The organism is Clostridia bacterium (assembly GCA_035628995.1).
In the GTDB taxonomy this organism is placed as follows: domain Bacteria; phylum Bacillota; class Clostridia; order Lutisporales; family Lutisporaceae; genus BRH-c25.
The window spans coordinates 543,266-556,398 of sequence record DASPIR010000023.1 but is presented as its reverse complement, the minus strand read 5'-3'; the positions used below and the strand labels follow the sequence as shown (position 1 = coordinate 556,398).

Here is a 13,133-nt window from a genome sequence, read left to right as displayed (position 1 = left end):
TGAAGTGTTGGATTTAAAGAACCAGCTAATTATTGACTCGTTACATCTGCATATTGAAAAATATATCAATAACTTCATTAATTCTGATCCGGTTGACGAACAGGAGAGGAAAATAGTAGCTCTGCTCAGAGAATACAAAGAAAAGTCAACATCAGGGCTGCCAGAGGCCAGAGATATTATTAAGTCTCATATAAAGAATAGTATTCTTACTGGATTTGATATTTATATGGAGAGCCAGAGCGGTGAGCTGGAGGATGTATGCATATCAGATGGAATCAGCATTGAAGAGACAAGCGGCCTTATAGATTACATTATGCCTTTCAAGGATCCAATTAATCTTACAGCAAGAGAAAAATTCGAAATTATACTATACAAGAATAGAATAATAGAAAGCAATGGCAGAGATGGAGCCTTTAAAAGCCTGATTGCCAAATACCAATGCTGCAGCAAAACAAGAGAGTCTGAGGAATATGAAAGCAATAGATATGAATATAGCGGAGATGATATTGAGTATATATACAACTGTGAGAACTATATACTTACTTTCACAGACAAGATAGAAATTATCACACAGAGGTTATATGAGGAAATTTTCGGTCTCAAACACATAGATATGTTGGCATATTCAGATATTAATGAAGTGGGTTTTTCCAATAATGGCAAATATATATACTGCTGGTGTGGAAACAAGATATGGCTTAGCTTTCTTCATATAAGCGAAAGTGAAGCAAGGATAATACAGGATAGGGCTATAAGCTTTGAAAAGCATTGTCCCCAGTTGGATGTAAGTCACCCGGAAATACTATGCCACAGAGGGGATGGGGCAAGGATCACGGTCACCCAGAAGCCTTATTTTTCAGCACGAAACCTATGTATAAGGGTCTTCAATCAAAGGAATACAGATTTTAAAGATTTGATAACTATGGACAAGCTTAGGAAGCTCATTATTGCTTTAGTTAAATCAGGAGAAAGCATATGTCTTCAAGGAGGGCTTGGTACAGGCAAGACTACGACCATGAATGTGATGTATGAATTGCTGGATGATTCCCTTCATATTGGTACTGTTGAAGATTATTTTGAGCAGCATGTCATGGAGAAGTATCCCTTAAAGAGAATTGTCGAGGGTCAGGCCATAAACGACAAGGACCTTCTGGATGTGGTAAAAACACTGCTCCGAATGTCAGTAGATGTGGCTAATATCGGAGAGGTCAGGGATGGGAAAGCACTATTTGCGTTTATCCAGTTAGTGCAGTCTGTTTCAGTTGCAGCATGGTTCACAACGCATATAACCAATCCGGAGACTACAGTGCCTCGTCTAAAAAATATGCTAATTGGAACAGGTCGTTATTTTTCAGAGCAAAGTGCTGTTATGGATATAATTCACTACATTAATATGATTTTTCAACATGAGATAATTGATGGCCGGATAATGATAACTAAAGTAGTCGAAATTGTGCCATTAGTAGCGTCTTCAAGTGACTCTGATTATAGTATGGAAGCAGATAATGAACTGTTGCAGAAGCTGTATTATATCCAGCAGATACAACGTAATCCATATAATATGTTCAGATTGAATACAATAATGCAAAGGTCGGATGGGGAGGCGAGGTTTATCAATTATCCCTCTGAGAGAATGGTAGGAAAGGCAAGAAAAGGCACTGAATCATGGAAGTATGTGAAGGGTCTTATAAGCTTGATAGAGCAGGATACAGGCAAGGATATACCTGAATATGCAAGGGGGTGACCCATATTATTTGGAATATACACAGCAGAACAAATTCTAGCAGTTTTAACAGACAAAGCTTTTCCAACAGCTTGCTTTCAAAGTTGAATAGACGGCTGACTCTTATAAATCAAAAGACACCGATGCAGAATTATGGGACAAGTTTTGTGCTGCTTTCTGCACTAACAGCGCTGGGAGTATTATATTTTATATTTGCATATAACACCTTCAACGGTCTTTGGTATCATAAAGTGCTGTGTGTTCTCTCCACATTGATATTCGTTTATCTGTGCGAGCAGTCATATTTTGAGTTATATGAAAAAAGGATTAAGAAAGACTTTCCTAATACATTGAAGAAGCTCACACATTACTATAATCATTACAAAGGAAATATAATGCCTGCACTGGAGGATACTATTTCCCGATGCCCCAAAAGCAATAGAATATATGTCTTAAGAATCAGAGAAGCCCTGCTTAAGGTTGATTATGAAAGACATATGGAAGAGCTGGAGCATCGAATGCCCACTATCTGGCTGAAGATGCTATGCCAGCTTATTTTGTTTGCCAAGGAAAATGGGGGGACGGTTTCAGACAGCAGCGATAAGGCACTGAACAGTGACGTGATTTCCAGCAACCTGAAGAGGCTGACCAATATAGTCAACTTTCTTAATATTGAACAGGGATATAATGATGCTGAATTATTAGGAATGCAGATATTTGTCTTCTTTGCTCCACTCATGGTTATTCCAATTACCAAATGGTATAATACCAGTCTGCTTATTGACATTAATATTGGTGATATTTACGGCAGTATTCAAGCGGAAAGCCTGATTGCGATAATGCTGCTAATAAGCGACCTCGGAGCACTATTTATCTATTGGATGAGAAAGCTGCAAAACTGACAGGGAAGTAAGCGATACTGTGTTTAGGAATAGGAGGTGAGTAAATGCTATACTTCGTATTAATTCAAGCTTTTGGACTTGCTCTGTTGATAATAGCAATTATTGTGTTTGCTCATCAATATTGCAGATATCAGAAGATAAAGAGGTTATATAGGGCGGATTATGCGAGGTCGAGCTATTTAAAGAGCATTAGCAGGCTGCTGCCCCTTATGCCAAGATATAAGAGCAAGAGGTACAGAAATACCGAAGAGCTTATAGTTGATTCGGGATTGAGGATTTCTGTTGAAGGTTTTTATTTAGTCAAGGCAGCGTTATTTATAATAGGTCTCGCATTCTTTATAAGCATACAAACCACAAATATCTTTATGCTTCATGATGGAATAATAAACGATTTAAACATAGAAAAGACCTTGATAGATATAGCAGTTAAGGCAGATGCGGAGGGCTTGAAGCTTGAAAATGAGATATTCAGCTATATTAATAGCTGCCTCCCCAGGGAGAAAGTCACACTTAAAGAGCTTGCCAATAAAAATAATTCTCAGATGTACATTGAGTACCTGGAGGCTCAGATAGGCAATAAGTGGACTGACCTTGAAGTGGATGCTGGTGTTACAGCTAAGAGGATGTACAAAAAGCTTATAAGGATACGGACAATAGAAACGGACTACACTAGATATTTTACAGCCATATTGGCAGCTATAATACTATATTTCATGCCGAATATTATTGGCAATATAAAGTTGATGCTTATTGAAGATAAAAGGGATTGGGAGATATTGAACTACATTTATGTTTTTTCTATATTTGGGAGAATGCCTCCCTTCAATATAAAAAACGTGCTCTCTAATATTTTGGCAATATCAGATATCTATAGACCGATTATAAACGAAGCATTGAACAGTATAAAAAGCGGCAAGGGGGAGGCGTCCTTTGACAGTTTGCTGCAAAGAGTGGAAAATCAGGAGCTTTATGAACTGTTGGAGGCTATGCGGCTTTCTATGAGCACGGGACTCCTAAATATGGTGGACAACATTGATGAAATGGCTCTGAACCAGCTAAAATGGCTCGAAATCAAGAGTATAAAAAGGAGGAAGTCAAAGCAGGTAATCGCCATGGTACCGGTAGTACTGATAATGTTTATGGCAATGGTATATTTTTCATATAGTCTGTCGGCGCTTTCTAACCCTATGAATTTTATAAAATAGATAATGAAAGGGAGTATGAATTATGGAGAAATTCTGGGCGGCAATACTTATATTCGTGGTAGTTGCAGCAGCAGGACTCATGTATGTAAATCAAGTATATATTCCTCAAAAGGATTCACAAGCAGCGATGGCTGAGACTGCAAATCAGACGCTCTCTGCAGTTAAGTCAGAGATGGGAGAGGATACATCACCTTCTTTGGTTAGTGCTAGTAGCGTAAAATATACAGTTGAAACATATTGCAGCAAGGCTGGTAATGAAGTAAGCATTACAGTAAAAACTGAAGATGATGAAAAAACATATAAAGAGGATACTAATAATATAGAAGATCAGCTTAAAGATGTGACATGTATGTTTCTTAAAACACCCAAAAGAGATGAAGCGGGAAATCTCACAAGCATAAATTTTAGCTATGTTCCCGATTAGCAATTAATAAGGATCAAAGTTACTGAGGTAGAGGCTCTTAGTGGTGATACTTATCAAAATTAAGGAGAATTAATATATGGAAAAATTCTGGGCATCTCTTTTAGTAATACCAGTCTTCATGTGGTATTCATTTCATGCTGTCCTGGACAGAGACTTTAAAATAAGACAGCAGGCAGTTGAGAATATTGTATATCAGTACACCCAGGTAGCTGCTAAGAAAGGCGTCTTATATAACTCTGTCTATGATGAGATGGAAAATAAGCTTTATAAGTACGGCGAATTTGAAATCAATGTGACTGCTGAAAAATTTACTGGTGCAAGTGATATTCCAGAGATTATAGACGGTATGGCGGTTGTGAACAAAAAATTGCGGTATGAAGGTTACGATATTATAAATATATATGTTGAAAGTAAGAATGAGCACCCCTTAGGACGGTTGTATGAGGTTACACCTTTTGGCACCAAGTCGGGGGTTGAGACGGATATCAGGTATTTCGCCAAAGCATCGGTGTATATACAATAATTTAATAATACGGAAGTGGTATTATGAAATCATTTTTCTGGAGTCTTATTTTCCTGTTTTGTGCCTGGAGCTTATTTTTTATAGGAAAGGGAGCAGACAATATAGACATTATGTCCGAGCGGTACAAGAGAGCTCTGGATGCCGGAGCTAATGCGGCTGCAAGTTACAGGGCCTACAACTCCAGAGATATGCTTCTGAATCAGGGAACGGGTTATGGAGTTGGATTGGAGGACAGTGGAAATGTGGCTGTTGATAAAGAAGAAGCTGTTAAATGGTTTTACCGATTATTTTTTAGGAACCTCAGTATAAACGATACCGATAAGCAGAAAGAGTTAAAGAGATTCATACCTATGAAAGCTGTAATCTGCTATGACAGGCTTATGATAGCTGATGCTGATGATAATTGGTATTCCTATGATTCGGCAGGGGAAAAGGAATATGTAATACAATACAGGGGAAAGAGCTACATGTTTACCTTGTCCGACCAGATTTATGACATTCATAACGGGATATGGGTTAGGGCCGGGGATATTGGTCTTGAATCAAAGGATAGAAAAGCTTTGCTTACACAATATATTACAAGTGAACTTAACAGCTTTCTGGCTAACAGAGCGAATAAGGAAAGCGGCAATGATTATAAAATAGTTTTTTCCTTGGATGATGCTATTTATGATAAGCTAAGCGGTATCAATGGAGTCAACTTTATTGTGTTTAGTGAAGGAATGCCAATACCGACCTTGAAACCTTTCAAGCGAGGACGGTTCTTTGCCTACGGGGTAGGTGGAAGTGAGATAAGAAGATAAGAGTATAATTATAAATCGGCCATGGGCCAGTAATTTCAATTCAAAACATACATAAATGATTGCTGTTAATGGACATAATATGCTTGTTAAATCTTGTAAAAGTATGAAAAGGAGTGTTTTAGCAATGGATAAAACAGGCGCTGTATACACTACACCAGAAGACCTCAGGGCAGCAACGAATAATGCTAACAATTTCAAAGGTACTTTTAACCTGGATAAGTCAGGATTCAATCCCAAGATGCCCGGACATGTAACAAATCATAATATGATTCTCCGCCAGGAGCCCAGGACAGTAAAGAAAGAGGGAGCAGGAATAAATTTGCCATATGAAGTGCGCAATGAAATGGCACTTATGCTTGATGATCACCAGTGTGCGCTTACTATAGCTTTGCACCAGTACAACAAGCATCATTGGCTAAGTGAAGGTACTGAATCGTTTTTGAGCTTGCATGAGCTCTTAAATGAACACATAGAAGTTACAAAAAAGCATATAGATGAAGTTGGTGAAAGAGTAACAAGATTGGGTGGTGTACCGACTGCACATCCGATTACTCAACACGAGCTTTCATATATTAAGCATGAGGTTGAAGGGCGTTATAGCATGAGGGATTTTCTAAGAAATGACCTGGAACACGAGCTTGTGATTCAGCAGATGCTGAGGACGCAAATAGATCGAGCTCATGTTCTTAAAGACTATGGTACAGTGGAGACCTTGGAAGAAATACTGAAAGATAGGGAAGATCTGGGCTATCACCTCTACAGCGTATTGGAGGATGACTCTTTATTCAGGGGAATGACACATTTGGCAGATGAATACAACAAAGCTGGGGACGGTAGAGTAGAATCCAATAACAAGCTTCAGTAATCGTAAATATAACTATAGGAAACACAGCTGAAATCAAATAGCTGTGTTTCTTTGCTGGAAAAATGAATGTGTGTAAATCACGGATTGTGTTTCTTTTGATTAAAAACATTTAAAAAGATATTTCATGAAACTGAACTGGGATATTTATATAATTCGAGATATAGAGAATAGTAATTGCCTTTTTAGAAAAAATATATCTATAAGCTAAAAAAGAGGGTGACATTATGATTGTAAGGGAAAATTCCATAGTTCCCCTTGGATATGGGAAGTATGTGCGCTCTGATAAGATTGTCGCATTGGAACCTATTGAGGATGACAGAGGTCCGGGAAGAAGGACGAAGGTCTATGTCGATCAGTTTGAGAATCCTATCATAGCCTCCAGGACGGAGAATTCCATAATAGCGAACATTTCGGAAGTGCCTCGGGAAATAATGGAGGCAACCGCAGCCTATGAGCTGCTGCAGGATATATACGATAGTTTACAACAGATTGGGCCAATGCTCCGGAAGAGTATAAGAAAAGAAGCTGATTTGGATTTGGATAAGATACAGAAAAGGATAGAGGAAATACTAAAGCATGAGATTGAGTTTGATGTAAAACAGTAAAAAATATTCTAAATTTATTTCATGGGGCAGTTCAGGATACATAAATTTGCAAGGTTGCTCTATGACTTGCAAAATTTAAAGGGAGGGGAATGGACATGATAGATGAGGCACTTGAAGGCTTAAGAGAGGTAGCAAAAAGAAGTGGTTGTGCGTATATTATGGATAACATAGATATTACAATGGATGTTATGAGAAGAAGCATCGATGAGGATGAAAAGAGTATCGCGGCTTTAGCTTTCAGCTTTTTTGCCGATTATGCCATAGATAGGAGAAATATTGACCTGCTGCATGAAATATACGAACTGGCTGGTAAGCTTGATCTGTTGGAGGAATTTCAGAGCCGCAAGGCATACGAGATAATATACAGTCTGAGGCATGAAACAATGAATGTTTATCCTAAAGGGCTTAGGGAGCTGATTTCTTTTATGGAGGGGTTGGAAGCAGACAGTTTGGATTACCGCATAATGCCCTATGATCCTGACAATGTATTGATGGTTGAATAATTGAAAAAAATAACTTGACACGAATAATAATATAATTTATGATTATAGCATAGTAAAGTAGTAGGAATTAAGATAAAGGCTTTGATTGGAAAGTGTAGGTATACTAATATTTCTACAGAGAGGCACTGGGTTGGATTATTCCGACAGCTGAAACAGTGCCAGAGATATGTGCCGAAAGTGCATCCAGGAGCTTTTGACTGAACCAGTCTCATGTGAGACTGTAGTAGGGTACGACGGGAGCACCCGTTATAGTGCAGGGATATGATAGTATCCTTTATAGTATTGAAAGAGTGGAATCGCAGTATATGCCTCTTTATACATATGTGAGTATGTGTAAAGGGGTTTTTTATTTTAAATCGCGAATGTCACCAATTAAAAGATGGAGGTATGACAATGAAAAAGGCAGGAAGCATTATGGAACTTATCGGTGGAACGCCGGTAGTAAAACTAAACAGACTTACAAATGAAGAAATGGCGGATATATATGTAAAGCTTGAGTATTTCAACCCGGGAGGCAGCGTAAAGGACAGGATAGCTTTATATATGATTGAGAAGGCAGAAGAAGAGGGACTCCTTGGGAAGGACTCGGTAATAATAGAACCTACAAGCGGAAATACAGGGATAGGACTCGCAATGGTAGCGGCAGCAAAGGGATACAAGGTAATTCTTGTAATGCCTGAGACTATGAGCATTGAGAGAAGAAAGCTAATGAAGGTTTTTGGAGCGGAGATAATACTTACAACGGGACAGCTGGGAATGAAGGGCGCTGTTGATAAAGCTAAGGAGCTTGCAGAAGCAAATCCTGACTACTTCCTGCCAATGCAGTTCGATAATTATGCAAATCCACAGGCACATGAGAAGACGACAGCAAAAGAGATAATTGAGCAAATGGGAGACAGCCTGGATGCAGTAGTATGCGGAGTAGGGACAGGCGGAACAATTACTGGCGTTGGGAATATATTGAAACAAGCATATAAAGGTATCGAAGTAATTGCTGTAGAGCCTGAGGATTCGCCGGTACTGTCAGGTGGAAAGTCTGGTCCCCACAAGATTCAGGGTATAGGTGCAGGTTTTGTACCCAAGGTTTTGAATATGGAGATACTAGATAGAATAGTCAAGGTATCAAATGAAAATGCCATAAAGACAGCATTGCAGCTTGCAAAGCTGGAGGGTATACTGGCAGGTATATCCACAGGAGCTTCTGTCTATGCGGCGTTACAGAAAGCTAAAGAGCTGGGCAAAGGAAAAACCGTGCTTACCTTCGCCCATGATACTGGTGAAAGATACCTAAGCACAGATATGTATAGAGATTTTGAATAAAAAGGGTGGTTATCATGCTGAAACAGCTAAAGGAAGACATAAAAACAATATTTGAAAGAGATCCGGCGGCTAAAAGTTATTTGGAGGTCATATTATGCTATCCCGGCTTGCATGCAGTTATTTGCCACAGGGTTGCCAACTGCTTGTACAGAAAGAAGGTGTTCCTTCTGGCAAGGCTGCTTTCACAGATGAGCAGATTTTTTACCGGAATTGAGATACATCCCGGTGCTGCCATAGGAAGAAGGCTTTTTATTGATCATGGATCAGGAATAGTTATAGGTGAAACTTCAGAGGTAGGAAACGATGTAACCCTGTATCAGGGCGTTACACTGGGCGGGACAGGAAAGGACAAGGGTAAGAGGCATCCTACCATAGAGCATAATGTTACTATTGGTTCAGGGGCTAAAATCCTCGGACCCATCACAATAGGACATAATGCCAAGATAGGAGCCGGAGCCGTTGTGGTGAGATGCATACCTCCAAACAGCACAGCTGTGGGGGTTCCGGCTCATGTAGTCAGAGGAGTTGGACTTGATGACACTTATATAGATCTGAACCACACTGATATTCCAGATCCTCTTGAAGATGAAATCAGAGAACTTGAAAAGAGAATCAGAGAACTTGAAAGCAGAGTAAAATAGCTCAAAAGCCCAGGAAGGGCTTTTTTCTTTTCACCGTATCACACACGGGCGGACACTGTTCGCCCCTACGACTGGCGGGCATGGAAACCCGCCCCTACGATTCTCAGACCCCACAGGAATACCCAAACCTATTGCCCATCGCCTATCGCTCATTGCCTTTAAGTCTTTTTCCCTATTGATAAAAGTCTGGAATAATATTAACATTAAAGTATATTTTTGAACTAGAGGTGGTTGAAATAAAAGAAGCATTTGAAGTAGTAAATAAAGAGGAATTAGTCTATCTTTCTATACCAGCCTTTGAGAGGACCGGGATGGTGAAGCACTGCTTTACTACCAGGGTAGGCGGTGTAAGTCAAGGAATATACAATTCGTTGAATACCTCACTAGTAAAGGAAGATTCTGAAGAGAATGTGCGCAGGAATCTTGAGCTGTTGTGCAGCGCGATAGACATAGACTATACCAGGCTGGTGCACTCAAAACAAACTCATGAGGATAATATAAGGGTTGTCACAGAAGAAGATATTGGTAAAGGAATCACTGTTTCCAGCGATATTGAGAATACAGACGGACTTATGACCAATATTCCGGGGATACCGCTGATAACCTTCTACGCTGACTGTGTGCCGCTTTTCTTCCTTGATACAAAGCAGAAGGCAATAGCAGTTACTCACTCCGGCTGGAAGGGAACAGTGCTTAAAATAGGGGCAAAGACAATAAAGCAAATGGCTGAGGTGTACGGGACTATGCCAAAAGACTGCCTGGTAGGGATAGGACCTTCCATAGAGATGGACTGCTTTGAGGTTGGACCTGAGGTAGCACAGGAGTTCAGGAATGCATCTGCTAACTGGGCCGAGTTTATAAAGCCTTTTGGATATGACAAGTTCAAGATAGATTTATGGGAGATTAATAAGCAAATGCTTATAGAAGCGGGAGTTCCCGAAGAAAATATAACAATCAGCGGATATTGTACAAAGTGTAATGAGGATTTGTTTTTCTCGTACAGAAGAGATAAGGGCAGGACGGGGAGTCTTTCAGCAATAATGGAACTAAGGTGAAAAAGGCGATAAGCGGCGCAATATTGTATCATACATTGGACAAAAGTAAGAGGGAGGAATATGCTTGATAAATCAGAGGATACTTGTAATTGAGGATGAGACCAACATTCAAGAGCTTATAAAGTATAACCTTGAGAAGAATGGATACAAGGTAGTAGTTTCCGATAATGGCATAGACGGGCTGGAGGAGGCTATTGCCAATGTGCCTGACCTTATACTGCTTGACCTTATGCTTCCCGGAATGGATGGCTTGGAGGTATGCAAGAGGCTCAGGATGGATAAAAGAACAAAAAAGGTTCCCATATTTATGCTTACTGCAAAAAGTGAGGAGCTGGATAAAATATTGGGCTTAGAGCTTGGAGCTGATGACTATATAACAAAACCCTTCAGTATAAAGGAATTAATTGCAAGGATCAGAGCGGCGATGAGGAGAATCAGCGATGACAGGAATGAAGAAGCGGATGGGAAGGAAAGCAGCACGATACTCAAAGTACGGGATATTGAAATCGACAGTGAGAAATATGAAGTGCTTAAGAACGGTGAAAAGCTGGTACTGACCCTTAAAGAGTTTGAGCTTCTGAAGATGCTGATAGAAAACAAAGGAAAAGTACTGACAAGAGACTTCCTGTTGGATAAAATATGGGGATATGACTATGTAGGTGAAACCAGGACTGTAGATGTGCATATCAGGCATATAAGGCAGAAGATCAATGATGAGGAAGGCAGCAATCAGATGATAGAAACAATACGAGGCGTGGGCTATAGGTTCAAAAGTGAAGGTGAAAGATAATGCAGCGCAAGATTTTCTTTAATGTCGTAATAGTACTCCTTTTGGGAGTAATTATCTGCGGAATATTTTCTGCAAGAATAGTAGAAAGAAATCTTGTCAACAGCATTGAGGAGAGCCTTATTATTGAGTCCGGCCTAGTTAGGGAGCTTGTGGGTGAAAGGTTGATTGACAGCAACGATACAGGAGACTACATTAACAAGATAAAACAGACTACCAATACCAGAATCACTATAATAGATGTTCGGGGCAATGTAATCATAGATACAGAAAAGGATCACTCTACCATGGAAAACCATGCAGGAAGGCCTGAGTTTATAGCCGCTTTGAGTGGAGAACTTGGAAAGTCTAAGAGGTATAGCAGTACCCTTGAAGTGGATTTAATGTACATAGCCCAGCCAATTTATAAGGATGGCAGTATTATCGGTGCTGTGAGGCTGGCAAAGCCTTTGTATCAAATAAATGTTTTGCTTAATAAGCTGTATGTAAATGTTTTTATTGCAGTAATTGCAGGTATTTTGATAGCTTCTCTGCTTGGTTATAAAATGGCTGTGAATATAACGAAGCCAATTAAAGAGATTACATTTACTGCTTCAAGAATAGCAAAAGGGGATTTCGGTAAGCGGATAAATATAACCGGACGGGATGAAATAGGAATATTGGCCGATTCCATAAACGACATGGCATCCAAGCTGAATGACACCATTATGAGCCTGCAGGATAAGAACACAAAGCTGGAAGCCATTATGTCCAGTGTGGTTAATGGAATAATTGCAATAGACAGTGCAGAGAGGGTGCTCTTCATAAATAATGCAGCGGAAAGGCTTCTTAACATAACTGGAAGAGATATGGTTGGCAAGCACCTTCTTCAGGTTATAAGGAACAATTCCCTAGACAACTATTTAAAAACAATACTGCAGGATAAAAAATTCTTTGATACCGAGATTACAATAGATGACCCGGTTGAAAAGGTATTGAAGTTTTATACTAATCCAATTAAACAGACAGATAAAAGTGATATTGAGGGAATCATCATTACGCTTCAGGATATTACCGAGCTCCGGAAGCTGGAACGGATGCGAACAGAGTTCGTTGCGAATGTTTCCCATGAGCTTAAGACCCCGTTGACATCTATAAAAGGCTTTGCAGAAACACTGAAAATGGGAGATATAGAAGATAAACTGGATACAGTCAGATTCCTTAATATTATTGAGGATGAAGCAGACAGGCTCTACAGGCTTATTAACGATATATTATCCTTGTCGGAACTGGAGCAAAGAAAGGTAAAGACAGTTAAGGAAGAAATTAAAGTTGAGAAGACGATAAAACAAGTATTATCTATGCTGAAAAGCCAGAGTGAAAAGAAAAACATCGAGATTACTCTTGATGTTCAGGAAGGGCTAGATAATCTTACTGGTGATCCCGATCAGCTTAAACAGATGCTGATAAATCTAGTGGATAATGCCATCAAATACACTCCAGCGAACGGGAAGGTCCTTGTAGAGGCATATAACCTGGGAGATAAAGCTAGCCAGGGTGAGATATTGATTAAAGTTAAGGACAATGGAATTGGCATACCCAAGCAGCACATACCAAGGCTTTTCGAAAGGTTTTACAGGGTGGATAAAGCAAGATCCAGAACGGTGGGAGGCACCGGCCTTGGACTGGCAATAGTGAAACATATAGTAATACTCTTCAATGGAAAGATAGAGGTTGAAAGTGAAGTAGGAAAAGGTACAGAGTTTAGAATAATACTACCGACAAAGTAGGCATAAAG

14 protein-coding genes are annotated in these 13,133 nt (G+C 39.6%); all 14 read left to right on the top strand.

The genetic code is table 11. The features are described from left to right. The first annotated feature begins 7 nt into the window (after positions 1 to 7). The 14 genes from VEB00_09630 to VEB00_09565 all read left to right on the top strand — a co-directional run bounded on the left by VEB00_09630 (position 8) and on the right by VEB00_09565 (position 13,125). A complete protein-coding gene (locus VEB00_09630; GenBank protein ID HYF83271.1) occupies positions 8 to 1,744 on the top strand; it encodes an ATPase, T2SS/T4P/T4SS family in 1,737 nt (578 codons plus the stop codon). 83 nt (positions 1,745 to 1,827) lie between these two features. Then, on the top strand, positions 1,828 to 2,625 hold the full coding sequence (locus VEB00_09625) for a hypothetical protein (GenBank protein HYF83270.1): 798 nt from the start codon (positions 1,828 to 1,830) through the stop codon (positions 2,623 to 2,625). Positions 2,626 to 2,669: 44 nt separating this feature from the next. Continuing rightward, entirely contained in the window at positions 2,670 to 3,830 is a 1,161-nt protein-coding gene (locus VEB00_09620) for a hypothetical protein (GenBank protein HYF83269.1), read from the top strand. A gap of 22 nt (positions 3,831 to 3,852) precedes the next feature. Continuing rightward, complete coding sequence (locus VEB00_09615; GenBank protein HYF83268.1) at positions 3,853 to 4,254, top strand: hypothetical protein; 402 nt, start codon at positions 3,853 to 3,855, stop codon at positions 4,252 to 4,254. Positions 4,255 to 4,330: 76 nt separating this feature from the next. After that, a complete protein-coding gene (locus VEB00_09610) occupies positions 4,331 to 4,777 on the top strand; it encodes a hypothetical protein (GenBank protein HYF83267.1) in 447 nt (148 codons plus the stop codon). 23 nt (positions 4,778 to 4,800) lie between these two features. Then, a complete protein-coding gene (locus VEB00_09605) occupies positions 4,801 to 5,580 on the top strand; it encodes a hypothetical protein (protein ID HYF83266.1) in 780 nt (259 codons plus the stop codon). A gap of 124 nt (positions 5,581 to 5,704) precedes the next feature. Beyond that, complete coding sequence (locus VEB00_09600) at positions 5,705 to 6,445, top strand: ferritin-like domain-containing protein (protein HYF83265.1); 741 nt, start codon at positions 5,705 to 5,707, stop codon at positions 6,443 to 6,445. A 224-nt stretch (positions 6,446 to 6,669) separates the two neighbouring features. Next, entirely contained in the window at positions 6,670 to 7,050 is a 381-nt protein-coding gene (locus VEB00_09595) for a hypothetical protein (GenBank protein ID HYF83264.1), read from the top strand. A gap of 95 nt (positions 7,051 to 7,145) precedes the next feature. Next, positions 7,146 to 7,553: a hypothetical protein gene (locus VEB00_09590; GenBank protein ID HYF83263.1), complete on the top strand. Its 408-nt coding sequence runs from the start codon at positions 7,146 to 7,148 to the stop codon at positions 7,551 to 7,553. A 393-nt stretch (positions 7,554 to 7,946) separates the two neighbouring features. Then, entirely contained in the window at positions 7,947 to 8,873 is a 927-nt protein-coding gene (cysK, locus tag VEB00_09585) for a cysteine synthase A (protein ID HYF83262.1), read from the top strand. 14 nt (positions 8,874 to 8,887) lie between these two features. After that, positions 8,888 to 9,514 carry a serine O-acetyltransferase EpsC gene (epsC, locus tag VEB00_09580; protein ID HYF83261.1) on the top strand — a complete coding sequence of 209 codons (627 nt, stop codon included), beginning with the start codon at positions 8,888 to 8,890 and terminating at the stop codon, positions 9,512 to 9,514. 311 nt (positions 9,515 to 9,825) lie between these two features. Beyond that, the gene (pgeF, locus tag VEB00_09575; protein HYF83260.1) at positions 9,826 to 10,569 is read left to right on the top strand and encodes a peptidoglycan editing factor PgeF; all 744 of its coding nucleotides are present in this window, start codon (positions 9,826 to 9,828) and stop codon (positions 10,567 to 10,569) included. A 67-nt stretch (positions 10,570 to 10,636) separates the two neighbouring features. After that, on the top strand, positions 10,637 to 11,359 hold the full coding sequence (locus VEB00_09570) for a response regulator transcription factor (GenBank protein HYF83259.1): 723 nt from the start codon (positions 10,637 to 10,639) through the stop codon (positions 11,357 to 11,359). Then, a complete protein-coding gene (locus tag VEB00_09565; protein ID HYF83258.1) occupies positions 11,359 to 13,125 on the top strand; it encodes an ATP-binding protein in 1,767 nt (588 codons plus the stop codon). The genes VEB00_09570 and VEB00_09565 overlap by 1 nt, the downstream gene beginning before the upstream one ends. Positions 13,126 to 13,133: the final 8 nt, after the last annotated feature.